Consider the following 16,799-nt stretch of genomic DNA (forward strand, 5'->3'; position numbering starts at 1 on the left):
TGTGCGCCTTTATTAACCGCGGGGGGTTAATAAAGGCGCACAGTTGTTTTTACTCCCACTCGATAGTTCCCGGCGGCTTGCTCGTCACGTCGAGGACTACGCGGTTCACGTCCGCAACCTCGTTGGTGATTCGAGTCGAGATGCGCTCGAGGGTCTCGTACGGCAGACGCGTCCAGTCCGCGGTCATCGCATCTTCACTCGAGACCGGACGCAGCACGATCGGATGACCGTACGTCCGGCCGTCACCCTGCACGCCCACGCTTCGGACGTCGGCAAGGAGAACGACCGGGCACTGCCAGATGGTTCCGTCCAAGCCTGCAGACGTAAGCTCTTCGCGCGCAATGGAATCTGCCTGACGCAAGATCTCGAGGCGATCGCGGGTGACCTCACCGATGATGCGGATACCGAGTCCGGGACCGGGGAACGGCTGGCGTCCGACGATCTCTTCGGGCAGGCCGAGTTCGCGGCCCACTGCACGGACCTCGTCCTTGAACAGCAGACGCAACGGTTCGACCAACTTGAACTGCAGGTCTTCCGGCAGCCCGCCGACATTGTGGTGGCTCTTGATGTTTGCAGTTCCCGTGCCGCCGCCCGACTCCACGACATCCGGGTAGAGCGTGCCCTGGACGAGGAAGTCGACGGTCGCACCATGAGATGCGTTCTCGCCCAGAACATCACTGACTGCGCCTTCGAAGCTGCGGATGAACTCGCGGCCGATGATCTTGCGCTTGGTCTCGGGATCGGTGACGCCTGCCAACTCACCGATGAAGGTGTCCGCGGCATCCACGGTGATCAGACGAGCGCCGGTTGCCGCGACAAAATCCTGCTCGACCTGCGTGCGCTCACCGGCTCGCATCAAACCGTGATCGACGAAGACGCATGTCAACCGGTCGCCGATTGCGCGCTGAACCAAAGCCGCAGCGACAGCGGAGTCGACGCCACCGGACAGACCGCAGATGGCGTGTCCGTCTCCGACCTGCTCGCGAACCTGCTCGATCAGCGCATCGGCGATGTTCGACGCCGTCCACGCTGCCGGAATACCGGCAATCTCGTGCAGGAAGCGGCTCAGGACCTGCTGACCGTGCGGGGAATGCAGAACCTCAGGGTGGTACTGCACACCGGCGAGCTTGCGGGCGCGGTCCTCGAACGCCGCGACGGGAGCACCGTCGCTGGTCGCGGTCACCTCGAAGCCGGAAGGCGCTTCGGTGACGGCGTCACCGTGGCTCATCCATACCGGCTGCGTCGAGGGAAGACCGTCGTGGAGCAATCCGCCGGATACCGCGATGTCGGTACGGCCGTATTCGCGGGTACCGGTCTCGGCGACGGTGCCGCCCAGGGCGCCTGCCATTGCCTGGAATCCGTAGCAGATTCCGAAAACCGGAATGTCGTGATCGAACAGTGCGGGATCAAGCTTGGGAGCACCGTCTGCGTAGACACTCGAGGGCCCACCCGAGAGCACAACAGCCAAGGGGTTCTTGGCCACGATCTCCTCGACGGTCGTGGTGTGCGGAATCACCTCCGAGTAGACCTTGGCTTCGCGAACTCGCCGTGCGATCAACTGCGCGTACTGCGCCCCGAAGTCGACGACAAGAACTGGTCTCTGCTGCTCGATATCTGCCACAGGTGCAGTCTAATCGCCGCAGCCAGCGCTTCTGCGCATGCATGGACTCAGCCCGCTACTCGGCCGAGCGAGCGCGAGGTACGTCACTACAAAGGCCGCCCCTCAGAACTGCGCGGCGACCTCGCGCGGATCTAGACCACCGTCCAGGTCAACGGCGCCCCAATCACCCGCACCTTAGCTTCGGCAATCAATTCGGCAGCATCATCGCAGGCCAGAGCCCGAAATGGACGAAGGGTGAATTTTCTGGACGTTTGACCGATTCGCCTGAACCAAACGTCCAGTAAAGGTAATCTCGCCCGTCAAGTGATCAGGATCACGATCGCAAACGGCCGGCGCCGCCGAACGGCGCTCACCTCGAGGAGGACCTGTGCGTCGATTCATACGACGACTCGCCATACCTGTCGCAGCTGTGACGGCTGCCGCCGGACTTCTAGTCCTCGGCACGCCGGCCACTGCTGACGAAGCCCCGCCGACCACTTTCACCGGCACGACCGACAACCTGATCTTCACGAAGAGTGTCATCGGGAACGCGGCAGTTCACCCAGGCGACACCGTCACGTACAAGACCGAGATCAAGCACAACGAAAGCGGCATCGAACGGTCGATCGCAAAGATCCGTGACATCCCGCCCGCAGGATTCGTCCTCGTGCCGGGCAGCGCCAAGGCCACCTACCTGGGTGTGACCAACCGGGCCACGATCAGCAACGAATCAGACGGCGGAGTCTCCGCGAAGTGCTCGAGCGGCTGCACCTTCCTGGTCGGTGGATTCGTCGTCAAGAAGAACCAACCCGTCACACTGGAAGCGACCTACACGGTCCCCGTCGGCACAGCATTCGGGACGTACGACAGCGGCATGCTCTTCGACGTCAACGCCTTCAGCACACAGCAGGGCCTCAACCCGATCAACGTCAACGTCCAGGTAGTCGACCCGTCTGTCGCCACCGGAACCACACTGGTTGCACCGGCAACGGCGAAGGTCGGCACGCCGGTCGACCTGACCGCGACAGTTGCGCCGTCCGACGCGAGCGGCACCGTCCAGTTCAAGGACGGCGGCAACGACATCGGCTCACCGGTCCCGGTTTCGGGCGGTAGCGCCACCCTCTCCCACACTTTCGACAGCGTCGGCGCCCACGACATCACCGCCGCGTACAACGCCGGTCCGGGATTCCACAGCTCGACCTCCGGAGTCCAGACCGTCGACGTCTCCGCGGACACCACCACCACGATCTCGGCCCCGAACGCCGCGCTGGTAGGTGACAGCATCACCGTGAGCGCTGTCGTCACACCGGCAAACGCCGTGGGCACGGTGCAGTTCAAAGACGGCGAGACCAACCTCGGCGCACCGGTGGCTGTAGTCAACGGGACGGCTTCCCTGACCCGCAGCTACGACGCTTCGGGCACCCACAGCTTCACCGCAGTGTTCACCGGCGAGGCCGGTTACGGCGATTCCGTCTCCACCGCAACCCAACTCGACGTCAGCGATCCCGACTGGGGAACCACGACCACCGTTGTCGAACCACTCACCGCTGTTGTCGGTGAACCGACCAACCTCTCGGCCACCGTCTCCCCCATCCCGAGCAGCGGAACCGTGACGTTCAAGGTCGACGGCGCCGAGGTCGGTACCGCACCGGTCGGCACGGGTGACGGCGTCGCGATCCTCCCGCACACCTTCGCATCAGCGGGCGCTGCAGCCGTGACGGCAGAGTTCTCCGGCGGAACCGGATTCATCGGCTCCACGTCCACGTCGTTCACGGTGAACGTCACCGATCCCGAACCCGCCCGCGCCGACACCACGACGTCTCTGACCGTCAGCGGCTCGGCTCAGGTCGGAAAGGCATTGCAGCTCAAGGCCACCGTCGCACCCGGAACAGCAAACGGAATGATCCAGTTCAAGTCGGGCACGACGCCCATCGGCGCACCCGTTGCCGTCGTCAACGGCGTCGCGACACTCACGCACACCTTCGACGACGAGGGAACGTTCGGCCTCACTGCCAACTTCGTCGGCGACGCCGGTTGGAAGAACTCCGTCTCCGGCCCGACGGTCGTGCAGGTCGGCACCGCACCGACAGACGGCGGCGGCACCGGAAGCGTGGATACCGGTTCGCTCAGCGGCCTCATCCCGCTCTTCGGAAGCTAGTCCCCCACATCAGCTTTGGACACCACTCCCGTACCCAGCTCAGGAGAATCCATGTTCGTGTACTCCAGACGTCGCATCGCGGCGCCGATCGCCGCCACGGCACTCGCCAGTGGCGTCATCCTCGCGGGAATCCCCGCATCAGCGGCCCCCGTGACAACAACCTTCGGCACGAGTTGCCTGGCAACCCCGTCCGCTGTCGCCGGTCCGACCACGCAGTCACAGTCCGGCTCGGTCATCGTCGACGCACCGGAATCCATCGGCGCCGGTGAGACCTTCGAGGTCACCATCCAACCCGGCCCCATCGCCTTTCCCGGCTCCGCTTCCGGGGCGACCGTCCAGAACGTCTCCCGCATCAAGGTCGACGTCGACGTTCCTGCGAACGCCACCCTGGTGGAAGCCACCATCGTCCCCGGCACCTCGGCGGGGCTCAGCGGTGTCGCGCCGAACATCCTGCGCGTCAACGAGAACGGCAACGTCGATCCCAACGGAACGATTCTGCGCCTCTCCGGAAACAACCAGGTCATCGGAAACAGCCCCAGCTCGAGCATCAACTCCGAGGGCGGCATCGTCGTCAAGGCGACCGGCAAGAACGTCGACGGTTCCAACAATGCCGACGGCTACACGCAGTTCCAGCTCCCCCAGGTCAAGGCAGTTCTCAAGGCCGGCGATTCAGGGGACGTCGCGATGAAGGTACGCACCGGCGGCAGCGCGGGAGCGTGGAACAACGATCGCAACTTCCTCACGTTCCTCCCCAAGGCCACCCTGGTCATCACCGCCTGGGCACCCACGCGATGCACCCCGCGTGACGCCGAGAACGGTCCGCTCAACAGCGGCGCAGGCCCCCTCGCCACGACGCGGATCATCGAGGCGGACAAGGCAACCACCACCACAGTCGTCGGACCGGCCAACGCCAAGAACGGAACTCCCGTCACCCTGTCAGCCAACGTGAGCGGCGGCGCAAACGGTGGAACCGTCCAGTTCTTCGACGGCGACAACCCACTCGAGGACGCCGTGCCGGTAACCGGAGGGTCGGCCAGCATCTCCCCGACCTTCACCGAGGACGGACCGCACTCCATCACCGCGAGCTACAGCGGAGCCCCCGGGTTCCTGGCGTCGACGTCGGCGTCGGCCAAGATCGTGACCGTCACGACCGATGCACCGCCGGACGCCGTGACCACTACCGCCACGGTGTCGCCGTCGACCGCGAAGGTCGGACAAGACGTCAACCTGACTGCCAAGGTCGATCCGCAGGGTACCGGCGGCACCGTCGATTTCATCGTCGACGGCACCGAAACGGTCAGTGCTCCGGTCGGAACCGACGGAGTTGCCGTCGCTCCGTACACCTTCACCTCGACCGGAACGCACAAGGTTGTCGCGAAGTTCACGGGCTCACCAGGATTCGCGCCGTCCGCTGCCCCGGCATTCCCGGTCAGTGTGACGACGCCGGCTCCGGCCGACGTCGAGACGACCACGATTCTCGACGCCGTCGGAACTGTTCAGAAGAACACCCCGGTGACGCTCAAGGCAACGGTCGATCCGTCCGGCGCCACGGGCAAGGTCCAGTTCAAGGTCGGTGACACCCTCATCGGTGGACCGGTCGACGTGGTCAACGGTGTCGCAACGGTACCGGCGACGTTCTACAACTCCGGGACCTACAGTGTCACCGCCGAATTCGTGGGCGCTTCGGGCTACACGGCCTCCGCATCCGCGCCGCAGACCCTGACCGTCCCCGGCGATACGGACGGCGGGCCCGGAGGCGGGACCGGCAGCCTCGACCTCGGCACTCTGTTCGGGTCGCTAGGAGGCTGACACTCTGAAACAGAGATGGGGCGTGTCGTCGAATCCTCGACGACACGCCCCATCTTCGTTCGCGGCGAACTATCCGGCTGCCGGCTCCGCCGGAACAGCGGTAGCTGTCTTGCCGCCGGTGATCTTCACGATCGGCAGGACCAGCGCGGCCGGAGCCGACGCCGGCACCACAGGCGACTTGGGTGCAATCGGAGCCAAACGCTCGTAGCCGCTGCCCTGGGCGGGACGCAGGTCGGTCTCCCCCTTGTTCGGCCACAGCGAGGCCGAGCGCTCGGCCTGAGCGGCAATGGTCAGCGACGGATTCACACCGAGGTTGGCCGAGACCGCTGCGCCGTCGACGACGCTGAGCGTCGGGTAGCCGTACACGCGGTGGTACGGATCGATGACGCCGTGATCGGAATCCGACGCGATAGCGCAACCGCCGAGGAAGTGCGCCGTCAGTGGAACGTTGAAGATCTCGCCCCACGTGCCGCCCGCGACGCCGTCGATCTTCTCGGCAACTCGACGCGTCGCCTCGTTGCCCTCCGGGATCCACGTCGGGTTCGGCTGACCGTGGCCCTGCTTGCTGGTGACCTTGCGTCGACCGAACAGGCCCTTCTTCGTGTACGTGGTGATGGAGTTGTCGAGGTTCTGCATGACCAACGCGATGATCGTGCGCTCACTCCAGTCCTTGACCGTCAACATGCGCAACATCTGGTACGGATTCTTCGCAACCACACCGAGGAACTTGATCCATCGGGGCGTCTTGCCGCCGCCGTCCGTCATCAAGGTCTGCAACAGGCCCATCGCGTTCGATCCCTTGCCGTAGCGGACCGGCTCGATGTGGGTGTCGCTGCTCGGGTGGAACGACGACGTGATCGCCACTCCGCGGGTCAGATCGAGTGCGGGATCGACCTTGTACTTGCCTGCACCGACAATGGATTCGGAGTTCGTTCGAGTCAGCTCGCCGAGCTTGTCGGAGAGCTTGGGCAGCGCTCCGGTGTCCTTCATGTCGAACAGCAGATGCTGAGTGCCCCACGTTCCGGCCGCGAGAATGACGTTCGCAGCCGTGTAGGTGCGGCGGTTCTTTCGTCCGAATGCACCGGTTCGCTCGGTGAACACGTCCCACGAACCGTCGCGAGCCTCACGAAGCCCGGACACGGTGGTCATCGGAATGATCTCGGCGCCGGCTGTCTCGGCAAGGCCCAGATAGTTCTTGAGGAGCGTGTTCTTCGCTCCGTGACGGCAGCCCGTCATGCACTCGCCACACTCGATGCAACCGGTGCGCTCGGGTCCGACGCCGCCGAAGTACGGGTCCTTCGCCTTCTTGCCCGGCTCACCGAAGTAGACGCCGACGGGCGTCTGGATGAACGTGTCGCCGACACCCATGTCATCTGCGACGGACTTCATGATCTCGTCGGCGGGCGTCATGTGCGGATTCTGGACGACGCCGAGCATCTTCTGAGCCTGCTCGTAGTACGGGGTGAGCTCGCTTCGCCAGTCAGTGATGTGCGCCCACTGCTTGTCCTGGAAGAACGGCTCCGGCGGCTGGTACAGCGTGTTGGCGTAGTTCAACGACCCGCCGCCGACGCCTGCGCCCGCGAGAATGAGGCAGTCGCGCAACAGGTGCACGCGCTGAATGCCGAAGCACCCCAGCTTCGGAGCCCAGAGGAACTTCTTGAGATCCCAACTGGTCTTCGCGAAATCTTCGTCGGCATACCGTCGGCCGGCTTCGATGACGCCGACCTTGTAGCCCTTCTCCACGAGACGAAGCGCGCTCACGCTTCCGCCGAACCCGGATCCGACGATCAGTACGTCGTAGTCCGTTGCCCGTTGCTTGCCCATCAGGACACCTCCACCGTGAACCGTAGTTACCCGCCAGTATGCACCTATCCCTTGTGACTACCACCACAAGGGGCCCCATAAGCGTAACCGCAAGTATCAGGAACGGAAGAAAGTCCTGCACAACGAACTGTGGCCCCGGTTCACGAAGAACCGGGGCCACAGAAAGGTACAAACTACGCGCGGACTGTCAGCCCGACCTTCTGGAACTCCTTGAGATCGGAGTATCCGGCCTTCGCCATCGACCGACGGAGACCACCGACGAAGTTCAGCGAACCGTACGGATCGTCCGAAGGGCCGCTCAGAACCTGGTCCAGACTCGGACGCTCACCATAGGAAACCGGAAGAAGTGCTCCACGCGGAACCGAAGGATGAGCCGCCGCGGACGGCCAGTACCAGCCACCACCCGGCGCCTCGGCGGACACGGCCAGCGGCGTGCCCAGAACGGCAGCGTCGGCACCGCAGGCGATGGCCTTCGCCAGATCACCCGAAGTTGCGATGTCACCGTCGGCGATGACGTGGACGTAGCGTCCACCCGTCTCGTCGAGGTAGTCGCGCCTGGCTGCTGCAGCATCGGCAATGGCCGTGGCCATCGGAACGCCGATGCCCAGGACCTCACCGGTGGTGGTTGCACCCTCGGTAGACCCGTACCCGACGATGACACCGGCAGCGCCGGTACGCATCAGGTGCAGCGCGGTGCGGTGGTCACTGACCCCACCCGCGACAACCGGAACGTCGAGTTCCGAGATGAACGTCTTGAGGTTGAGCGGTTCCTGCTCGGTGTGCACGACGTGCTCGGCCGAGATGATCGTGCCGTGGACGACCAGGAGGTCGATTCCCGCCTTGATCAGCTCCGGCGTCAGTGCGCGCGCATTCTGTGGGCTGACGCGAACGGCAGTGGTGACCCCCGAATCACGGACCTGCGCCACCGCAGCTGCCAGAAGACCGGCCTGCAGCGGTGCCGCGTGCAGCTCCTGCAAGTAGCGGATGGCCGCGTCGACGCCACCGTCCTTCTCGGCGATCTCGACGAGACGCCGGAGCTTCTCCTCGACATCGGGGTGACGGCCCCACAGGCCTTCACCGTTGATGACACCGAGGCCGCCGCGCTTACCCAACTCGATCGCGAAAGTCGGCGAGACCAACGCGTCGGTGGGATGTGCGAGGACAGGAATGTCGAACCTGTAAGCGTCGAGCTGCCAAGCAGTCGACACCTCCTTCGACGAACGAGTTCGCCGGGAGGGAACGATGTTCACATCGTCCAACTCGTAGGTACGTCGGGCCGTTCGACCCATGCCGATCTCAACGAGGTCGCGCACGCGCGCCCCTTTCTCGTGTACTGGTTGCTAACGAGCGGTGTAGTTGGGTGCTTCGACAGTCATCGTGATGTCGTGCGGATGGCTTTCCTTCAAACCGGCCGCCGTGATCTGGACGAACTGAGCGTTCTGCAGGTGCTCGATCGTCGCCGACCCCGTGTATCCCATGGCAGCGCGCAGACCACCGGTGAGCTGGTGCGTCACCTGCGAGAGCGGGCCACGGAACGGAACACGTCCTTCGATGCCTTCCGGAACCAACTTGTCCTCGGAAAGTACGTCGTCCTGGAAGTACCGGTCCTTGGAGTACGACTTGGCCTCGCCACGCGACTGCATCGCGCCGAGCGAACCCATTCCGCGGTAGCTCTTGAACTGCTTGCCGCCGACCAGAATCAGTTCGCCGGGCGATTCAGCGGTACCGGCCAGGAGTGAACCCAGCATGGCCGTCGACGCACCTGCGGCAAGAGCCTTCGCGATGTCACCGGAGAACTGGAGTCCACCGTCAGCGATGACGGGCACACCGAGAGGCTTGCACGCGGCAACCGCTTCCAGGATGGCCGTGACCTGAGGGGCACCGACACCGGCGATGACGCGGGTGGTGCAGATGGAACCAGGGCCGACTCCGACCTTGACGGCATCGACGCCGGCTTCGACCAGTGCCAGAGCACCCGCGCGCGTAGCGACGTTGCCACCGATGATCTGAACCCGCTCGCCCAGTTCACGCTTGAGCTTGGCGATCATGTCGAGAACGTTGGACGAATGCCCGTGCGCACTGTCCACCACGAGTACGTCCACACCGGCATCGGTGAGCGCCATCGCGCGCTGGAAGGCGTCATCGCCGGCACCGACTGCAGCGCCGACGAGCAGTCGACCGTCACGGTCCTTGGTGGCGTCGGGATGCTGCTCGGTCTTGACGAAGTCCTTGACCGTGATCAGACCGGTGAGCTTGCCGTTGCCGTCGACGATCGGCAGCTTCTCGATCTTGTGCCGACGAAGAAGGCCCAGTGCCACGTCAGCGGTGACGCCTTCCTGAGCGGTGATCAGGGGCATCTTGGTCATGATCTCCGCGACCGGGCGGTTCTGGTCGACCTCGAAACGCATGTCCCGGTTGGTGACGATGCCAACCAGCTGGCCGGCGTCGTCGGTGACCGGCAGACCCGAGATGCGAAAACGAGCGCACTTCGCATCGACCTCACCCATCGTGTCGGTCGGCTTACACGTGACGGGATCGGTCACCATGCCGGCCTCGGAACGCTTGACCGTCTCGACCTGTCCTGCCTGGACCTCAACCGACGAGTTGCGGTGCAGAACACCCATGCCGCCGGCGCGTGCCATCGCAATTGCCATGCGCGACTCGGTGACGGTGTCCATCGCAGAACTGACCAACGGAATCCGCAGACGGATGTCGCGGGTCAGTTGACTGGACGTGTCGACCTGGCTCGGGATGACGTCGGACGCAGCCGGCAACAGCAGCACGTCGTCGTATGTCAGTCCCAGCATCGCGACCTTGTTGGGGTCGTCTCCTCCGGTGTGTACATGTCCTGCAGAACTACTCATGCGGTCAGGACCCTCCATGGACCTAGATTCGCCCAGGGCGACCGCTGTAGCAGCCGCCTCGAAACGGATTACGAAAGCTGGATATCGGATAGAAGGCGCCTGCACGGAAAGAAATTCCTGGCACCTTTTCCCGGCGTTGCACACCATGGTATCGGCTCACTCAAAGGTCCGAACCATCCCACCCACGCTGCGTGTACGCGTAACAAGTGGCGCTGACCCCCCTGACCTGCGTACCGTGGTGCTGTGCGTGATCAACTGCCCCCCGGTCTGCCGCCAGATCCCTTCGCCGGCGACCCAGCTGACCCCTCCGCGGCTCTCGATGCCATCGAGCCGGGCCAACCACTCGACCCCCACGAACGCCAAGCGGTCGAGGAGGATCTCGCTGACCTCGCTGTATACGAGGCACTCCTCGCTCACCGCGGTATCCGCGGTCTCGTAGTCTGCTGCGAGGACTGCCAACAGGATCACTACCACGACTGGGACATGCTGCGCGCAAACCTGCTGCAGCTGCTCGTGGACGGAACCGTCCGCCCTCACGAGCCTGCCTACGACCCGATGCCTGAGGCATATGTCACGTGGGACTACTGCCGTGGATACGCCGACGCGTCGATGAACGAGGCGATGCACGGCGACGGTTTCGACAGCTGAGCGAAACCTCACCCAAGCTCATACGAAAGTGGCCGACAAGCAATTGCTTGTCGGCCACTTTCGTATGAATTCAGATCGGAACGATGCGATCAGGGCGGGGGTGAAGAAGAATCACCCGACGGAGACGAGGCCGGCGCCAGAGGCGTCGTTGTCGTGGTTGTCGTCGTTGTTGTCGTGGTCGTTGCCGTGGGCGACGATGACGGTGTCGACGACGCCGCGCTTGGACCAGGCGCCTGCATGATTCCAGGATTGGGCGTTGTCGTCGTGGTCACACCCCCAGGCAGCTGAGGGTTCGCCGGATTGACGGAGATCCCCGGAATCGCCGTGGGAGAGGTGGCAATCGAGGACTGCTGGTCGGTCGTCGACGGCGGCACTGCGGGTGACGTGGTCTCCTGGACCTGCGTCATCAACTTGCCCCAACGCTCGACGAGGTCGGTCTTGTCCTGCGAGTCCTTGACCGCATCGGCACGGTGAGCTGCGTTGTCCAGCACCATCTTTGCCGCAGGAATGTCTCCGGCAGCCAACAGCCGCTCGGCCTTTTCCAGCTCGGAAGTCGTGTCGATCTTCGCAACTGTCGAGTTGGCCTCGTCGGCGAAGACGACCTGCTTGACGCCCCACAGGGCATCGCCGGGCTGGGCGTCGTACGCCATCGCCGTGGCGCCACCGAAGACCACTGCTGCAACTGCTGCAGCGGCGGCGATCGGACGAACCACACGCAATCGAGAACGGGAACGTGAACGCTGACGATCGGAGAAGCCGGACGGCGTCGCTGTGATTGCAGCGATGACATCGTCCAATAACGGACCCTCGGGCATCGGAGTCGCAACGACATCGTCACGCCATTGCGAGAGGATCAACGCAAGTTCGTACTGTTCGGTGCTATCGGTTGCTACCGGCCCACCATTCGAAATGGATTCGATCAGCGCATCGTCACGCCGAACCGCAGCCAAATCCACTGGCGTACCGTCGTCGGCGAGATCACCGAGATTCGAAGCGTCATGCCCCTCGTCTCTAGCCAAAGCTCTCACCTGCTTTCGTCACTTCTTTTTTCAGTTTCGCGATCGCTCTGTGCTGAGCGACTCGTACAGCTCCGGCGGTACTACCGACGGCGACGGCCGTTTCCTCGGCCGACATCCCGACCACCAGGCGAAGTATCAAGATTTCTCGATGCTTCTCCGGAAGTGTGCCGAGAAGTTCGTGCATCTGTCTGCTGGACTCCGAATCGAGAGCTCGCTGTTCGGGACCATCATCCAGTGCTATTACATCCGGTACTTCGGAAACGGGCTCCGACTTGTTACGGGCGGAGCTTCGATGTGCGTCCGCAACCTTGTGCGCGGCAATTCCGTACACAAAGGCCATGAACGGGCGTCCCTGGTCCTGATAACGCGGCAGCGCGGTCATCACGGCCAGACAGACTTCCTGTGCGACGTCGTCAGCGGACAGGTGTCCTCTCTCGGCCGCACCCACTCGACCGCGGCAGTAGCGCACCACCATCGGTCGGATGTTCTCCAGAACCAAAGCTAGAGCTGTACGGTCGCCCTGCGCAGCAGCGGCGACCGCGGTGTCCAACTCATCGCTCGTATTTGTCATCGTCAGCGAAAATCCTGGCGTTACAGTGGCACCTCCCGAGCGGGTGTGCTCCCGCTCTCAGCGGAACCCTCTAAGAGTAACCATCCGGACCGACTGGTCTCCGCATACCTGCCCAGCAGTCGCGATATCGATACAGCTCCTTCTGGAATGTTCTCCGGAGACTTCGGTGGAGTGGTTACGACAAAGGTAGGAGTGATCCACCACGCATCGCAATCAGATCGCCGATCTCCCGGGCACTCGGTGAGGTTCTCTCACCGCTGACACCTTCGATCAACAGAGACGACGCCCAGGCCAGGGGCAGCAGGCCGTATTGCCGGCACCGCGCGAACACATCTGCTGCCATCTTCACGGCTGCGCTCGCGTCTGTTCCGGTCAGCGCGGCGCTACGCAGCAGATCCGACTTCACGCGGTGCCGCACAGACTCCGATTCCGCTGACAATTCGACGGCGCGTTCTGCGTGTCTGCGGGCACGAGCGAAGTCGCCTCCCGCCAACGCCAATTCTGCGGAGACCCATTCGATCCGAATTTCCTGCCGCCACAGCCCGCCCTCGGCATCCAGACGCGCCCGACATTGCGCCAGCAGGCGCCAGCCGAGCGGGAGCCTGCCACAGCCGAGGGCGTCTGCGGCCAGACCGGTCAGAGCGTCACAGGCAGCCTCTGGATCACCTGGCAGGCCGCCGACGATCGCCAGTGCGCGCCCGTCCCACGTGGACGCGAGTGCATGGCGTCCGCTCTGGCGAAGAAACGACGCTCTCGTGCTGGCAGACAGAGAGGCAAGAACTCGATCCGAGTGCGTCGAGAACCCGGCCGTGAGCCGATCGAGGACATCCAATGCAGCCCGCGCTCTTGCGTAGTGGCCCTGACCACCCAGCACTACTGCCGTTGTCCACCAATCTCGGGTAGAGCAAGGCGCCGGGAGGCGGACGAGATCCGGATCCGCACCGAACGCGGCAGACTCGAGGGACCCTGGAAGTGCAGTTGTTTCGTTGGGCACAGGTGATTGAGGGCGCGCAGGTGTCGACACAGGTTGATCATCGCAGCAGCACGAGCAGACATTCGCACGACCGGCGTCACACCAACGATGCCAAAAGTCGCACGAAACACGAAAAGGCAAGTTTGTCGGAGTTAATCAGATATTCAACTGAGATTTGCCAAATGTACTCGTAATGATATTTAACGGGCATATATCCGTGACGTTAACTGCGCATTACTTATTGGACGGATGTCCTAGTTGAAACTTGGGCACTAAGTCCCGAAATGGAGTGCAACCCCGCCCACGCAATATCGGACAAATGACGCAAACCGAGCCGAATGACCGAGTGATTTCGCCGGGCGATCAGCCTCGAACATATCCCTGATCTGTGGGTTTCGCATCTCGAGCTGCCAGGCTTGCCGGCCGCCACCTCGATCGACCCAATTTCGACATTGGCGCAGAACAACGCACGAGGGGCCCGAAATGTAAATATATACTTCGTTAACTCTCGCATTTCGATATATGCCGATCGCCACTGAACGAGCCTATTGACGCGATTTACTCAGCACCCTTACGGTTAGCAAGCGTGAACGATTCAGAAGGCCCGGATAACCTCCGGGCAACTTGGTCCGCTCGTTGATCAACGCGAGCTTGCAGTAAGGAGTCAACATGCCTGCACCGAATCACCTTCCAGGCCCCAACGCAGACATCTGGGACTGGCAGATGCACGGTCTGTGCCGCGGAGTCGACTCCTCCATGTTCTTCCATCCCGATGGCGAACGCGGTAGAGCACGTGCCCAGCGCGAAACCCGCGCAAAAGAGATGTGCCGTCAGTGCCCGGTCCTGATGCAGTGCCGCAGCCACGCGCTGACCGTCGCCGAGCCGTACGGCATCTGGGGAGGAATGTCGGAAACCGAACGTGAACTACACGCGCGCCACCGTCGCACCACCCGCATAGCTTCCTGATACACGTAGGTAGAGCGCACTAGGCCCCCGAGAGTTTTCGGGGGCTTTTGCGTGTGGACGGGACACCGTCGAAAATGCGTGTGGACGGGACACCGTCGAAAAGAATTTCCGACACGACCCATCCGACCGACGCCCGCCTCCGAATGCCTTCTGACAGTGCACCTCAGCACATCCCTTCAGGAAGGCAGACCCATGAACACCTCTACTCGAGTTCTGGCAGTCACCGCAGCAGCCTCTTTCGCCGTCTTCGGCGTGGTCGGTTGCTCCTCGGACGACAACGATTCGTCGACCGACACGTCCAGCGCCGCCATGACGTCTTCTGCCATGGGATCGAGCATGTCTCCCAGCAGCGCGATGGCGGAGCCTGCTTCCGATCTGGTCGGTGCCGGTTGTGCCGACTATGCAGCCGCAGTGCCGAGCGGCGCCGGATCGGTCAGCGGAATGGCCCAGGATCCGGTTGCCACAGCGGCGTCCAACAATCCGTTGCTCACCACCTTGACCGCGGCGGTCTCCGGCCAGCTCAACCCGGACGTCAACCTGGTCGACACTCTCAACGGTGGCGAGTTCACCGTCTTCGCACCGATCGACTCGGCATTCGCCAAGATCGACCCCGCCACGATCGACAGCCTCAAGACGGACAGCGCCACGCTGACCAAGATCCTCACCTACCACGTGGTTCCCGGCCAGATCGCCCCTGACGCGATCGACGGAACTCACCCCACCGCCGAGGGCGGAACGGTTACCGTCACCGGATCCGGTGACAACATCAAGGTCAACGACGCAACTGTCGTCTGCGGTGGAGTCAAGACCGCAAACGCCACCGTCTACCTCATCGATTCGGTGCTGATGCCGCAGTAGTCCCCACCTGCTGTGCGCCTTTATCAACCCCCCGCGGTTAATAAAGGCGCACAGCGGCCAACGGCGGGCCAAGAGAAAAGAACCGGACATGCACGCTACGGTTGTACGCGATGAAGCGAGACAACTCTTCGTGAGCGAGCCAGACCATGCGTCGGATGCGGCCGACGCATGCCCGACGGACAATTCTGCGGCCCGCACCGCGCGAATCGCGGAATCACGCGAGCTGGCAGTGATACTCGCGAACGTCGCCGGTGGCGACCAGAGCGCCTTCGCCGAGTTCTACGACCGAACCAGCTCCCGTGTGTACGGCATGGTTCTTCGCGTACTCCGTGATCCAGGTTTCTCCGAGGAAGCGGTCCAAGAGGTCTACCTCCAGGCCTGGAAATCAGCCGACAGCTTCGACCCTGCCAAGGGGTCCGCGCTTTCCTGGCTCCTGACACTTGCACACCGGCGCGCAGTGGATCGCGTGCGCTCCGAACAGTCGAGTTCGGATCGACAGGCTCTCTACGACACCACCAATGCCACTCCCGAATTCGACGTCGTCAGCGACGAAGTGACACGAAGAGACGAGCATCGTGCTGTCACCGACTGTCTCGAAACGCTGACGGACACTCAACGCCAATCGGTGACTCTCGCCTATTACGGCGGCCGAACGTACCGCGAGGTGGCCGAAGATCTCGGCGTGGCGATTCCCACGATCAAGTCGCGAATTCGCGACGGACTACTGCGCCTACGTGGATGTTTGGGGGTGATGTGAGATGGACGAAGAGCTGATCGACTATGCGTACGCCTACGCGATCGATGCGTTGGACCTAGACGAGCGCCGTGAGGTCGACAGGCGACTCGCCGCTTCGGACTCCGCGACCCGCGCCGAATTCGACGCCCAGGTCCGGCTCACCGCCGAAACCATGGCTGCGATGACCGTCGTCGACGCCGTCGAGCCCCCGCCGTCGCTGCGCAGCAGCGTCCTCGCCTCGATCGCAGAGCAGGCCGCTGCTCCCAATGCCCCCGTTTCGCTGGCCGAGCGCCGTAACCGTCGACGCCCGTGGACCGTGGCTCTTGCGGCGGCCGCCGCAGTCGCAATCCTGGTCGGCGGCATCGGAATCGGGCGCACGCTGTCCGACAACACGCCGCCGCAGAACCCCGCGTCCGAAATCATGGCAGCACCCGACGTTCATGCCACGACGCGTGAAATCCCGGGCGGCGGTAGTGCCACGACGCTGTTCTCGCCCTCCGAAGACGCCGCAGTCCTCGTGATGAACGATGTAACTCCCCCGAGTCCGGATACCGTCTACCAGATGTGGCTGGTGCCGGGCGACACCGACGACACCACGATGATCCCGATGGGGACGATGGCTCCGGGCGACGTCAAACCCACTACCCAGGTGGTGCTCGACGGCATCGGTCCGAATACGAAGTTGGCGTTCACTGTCGAACCGCCCGGCGGATCGCAGCAGCCGACGAGCGAGCCGTTCGCAACGATCCCGCTCATCTGATCGCCAGACGAAA

General features: G+C 63.4%; 14 protein-coding genes. 7 read left to right on the forward strand and 7 right to left on the reverse strand.

Annotated features, from left to right (window positions below; all coding sequences use genetic code 11):
• Window positions 1-49: 49 nt before the first annotated feature.
• Window positions 50-1,621, reverse strand: a complete 1,572-nt coding sequence (gene guaA / locus G4D79_RS24660; protein ID WP_007727510.1) for a glutamine-hydrolyzing GMP synthase — start codon at window positions 1,619-1,621, stop codon at window positions 50-52.
• A gap of 367 nt (window positions 1,622-1,988) precedes the next feature.
• Here guaA and G4D79_RS24665 point away from each other — a divergent pair, with 367 nt between their 5' ends.
• Window positions 1,989-3,758 carry an Ig-like domain-containing protein gene (locus tag G4D79_RS24665; protein ID WP_003940887.1) on the forward strand — a complete coding sequence of 590 codons (1,770 nt, stop codon included), beginning with the start codon at window positions 1,989-1,991 and terminating at the stop codon, window positions 3,756-3,758.
• Between the two features lie 51 nt (window positions 3,759-3,809).
• Window positions 3,810-5,567 (forward strand): Ig-like domain-containing protein, encoded by a 1,758-nt coding sequence (locus G4D79_RS24670; RefSeq protein WP_058039025.1) that lies wholly within the window; start codon window positions 3,810-3,812, stop codon window positions 5,565-5,567.
• Window positions 5,568-5,636: 69 nt separating this feature from the next.
• Here G4D79_RS24670 and G4D79_RS24675 read toward each other — a convergent pair whose 3' ends face one another.
• The 3 genes from G4D79_RS24675 to guaB all read right to left on the reverse strand — a co-directional run bounded on the left by G4D79_RS24675 (window position 5,637) and on the right by guaB (window position 10,255).
• Window positions 5,637-7,391, reverse strand: coding sequence for a GMC oxidoreductase (locus G4D79_RS24675; protein ID WP_003940689.1), 1,755 nt, complete (start codon window positions 7,389-7,391; stop codon window positions 5,637-5,639).
• A 173-nt stretch (window positions 7,392-7,564) separates the two neighbouring features.
• A complete protein-coding gene (locus tag G4D79_RS24680; protein ID WP_003940976.1) occupies window positions 7,565-8,704 on the reverse strand; it encodes a GuaB3 family IMP dehydrogenase-related protein in 1,140 nt (379 codons plus the stop codon).
• 27 nt (window positions 8,705-8,731) lie between these two features.
• A complete protein-coding gene (gene guaB, locus G4D79_RS24685; RefSeq protein WP_003940903.1) occupies window positions 8,732-10,255 on the reverse strand; it encodes an IMP dehydrogenase in 1,524 nt (507 codons plus the stop codon).
• A gap of 243 nt (window positions 10,256-10,498) precedes the next feature.
• On the opposite strand from guaB, the gene G4D79_RS24690 reads away from it, so the two are divergent.
• Window positions 10,499-10,903 carry a DUF5319 domain-containing protein gene (locus tag G4D79_RS24690; protein ID WP_003940777.1) on the forward strand — a complete coding sequence of 135 codons (405 nt, stop codon included), beginning with the start codon at window positions 10,499-10,501 and terminating at the stop codon, window positions 10,901-10,903.
• 89 nt (window positions 10,904-10,992) lie between these two features.
• On the opposite strand, the gene G4D79_RS24695 is transcribed toward G4D79_RS24690, so the two are convergent.
• From G4D79_RS24695 to G4D79_RS24705, 3 genes are all read right to left on the reverse strand, one after another.
• On the reverse strand, window positions 10,993-11,922 hold the full coding sequence (locus tag G4D79_RS24695; RefSeq protein ID WP_063836274.1) for an anti-sigma-D factor RsdA: 930 nt from the start codon (window positions 11,920-11,922) through the stop codon (window positions 10,993-10,995).
• A complete protein-coding gene (locus G4D79_RS24700; RefSeq protein WP_003940953.1) occupies window positions 11,915-12,493 on the reverse strand; it encodes a sigma-70 family RNA polymerase sigma factor in 579 nt (192 codons plus the stop codon). Before G4D79_RS24700 ends, G4D79_RS24695 begins: the two co-directional genes overlap by 8 nt.
• 175 nt (window positions 12,494-12,668) lie before the next feature.
• Window positions 12,669-13,367, reverse strand: a complete 699-nt coding sequence (locus tag G4D79_RS24705; protein ID WP_003940892.1) for a hypothetical protein — start codon at window positions 13,365-13,367, stop codon at window positions 12,669-12,671.
• Window positions 13,368-14,135: 768 nt separating this feature from the next.
• Between G4D79_RS24705 and G4D79_RS24710 the strand changes: the two genes are divergently transcribed.
• From G4D79_RS24710 to G4D79_RS24725, 4 genes are all read left to right on the forward strand, one after another.
• A complete protein-coding gene (locus tag G4D79_RS24710) occupies window positions 14,136-14,432 on the forward strand; it encodes a WhiB family transcriptional regulator (RefSeq protein WP_003940939.1) in 297 nt (98 codons plus the stop codon).
• A gap of 192 nt (window positions 14,433-14,624) precedes the next feature.
• Window positions 14,625-15,290, forward strand: coding sequence for a fasciclin domain-containing protein (locus G4D79_RS24715; RefSeq protein WP_007728616.1), 666 nt, complete (start codon window positions 14,625-14,627; stop codon window positions 15,288-15,290).
• 88 nt (window positions 15,291-15,378) lie between these two features.
• Window positions 15,379-16,047 carry a sigma-70 family RNA polymerase sigma factor gene (locus G4D79_RS24720; RefSeq protein ID WP_007728615.1) on the forward strand — a complete coding sequence of 223 codons (669 nt, stop codon included), beginning with the start codon at window positions 15,379-15,381 and terminating at the stop codon, window positions 16,045-16,047.
• A gap of 1 nt (window position 16,048) precedes the next feature.
• The gene (locus G4D79_RS24725) at window positions 16,049-16,786 is read left to right on the forward strand and encodes an anti-sigma factor domain-containing protein (protein ID WP_058039023.1); all 738 of its coding nucleotides are present in this window, start codon (window positions 16,049-16,051) and stop codon (window positions 16,784-16,786) included.
• Window positions 16,787-16,799 lie beyond the last annotated feature (13 nt).

This window comes from Rhodococcus sp. WY5, from assembly GCF_018588185.1.
GTDB lineage: Bacteria > Actinomycetota > Actinomycetes > Mycobacteriales > Mycobacteriaceae > Rhodococcus_F > Rhodococcus_F qingshengii.

Excerpts from the sequence above, each read along its gene's own strand:
- G4D79_RS24720 (WP_007728615.1), top strand. The coding sequence starts at position 15,379 with ATGCACGCTACGGTTGTACGCGATGAAGCGAGACAACTCTTCGTGAGC.
- G4D79_RS24670 (WP_058039025.1), top strand. The coding sequence starts at position 3,810 with ATGTTCGTGTACTCCAGACGTCGCATCGCGGCGCCGATCGCCGCCACG.
- G4D79_RS24700 (WP_003940953.1), bottom strand. The coding sequence starts at position 12,493 with ATGACAAATACGAGCGATGAGTTGGACACCGCGGTCGCCGCTGCTGCG.
- guaB (WP_003940903.1), bottom strand. The coding sequence starts at position 10,255 with ATGAGTAGTTCTGCAGGACATGTACACACCGGAGGAGACGACCCCAAC.
- G4D79_RS24675 (WP_003940689.1), bottom strand. The coding sequence starts at position 7,391 with ATGGGCAAGCAACGGGCAACGGACTACGACGTACTGATCGTCGGATCC.
- G4D79_RS24710 (WP_003940939.1), top strand. The coding sequence starts at position 14,136 with ATGCCTGCACCGAATCACCTTCCAGGCCCCAACGCAGACATCTGGGAC.
- G4D79_RS24715 (WP_007728616.1), top strand. The coding sequence starts at position 14,625 with ATGAACACCTCTACTCGAGTTCTGGCAGTCACCGCAGCAGCCTCTTTC.
- G4D79_RS24725 (WP_058039023.1), top strand. The coding sequence starts at position 16,049 with ATGGACGAAGAGCTGATCGACTATGCGTACGCCTACGCGATCGATGCG.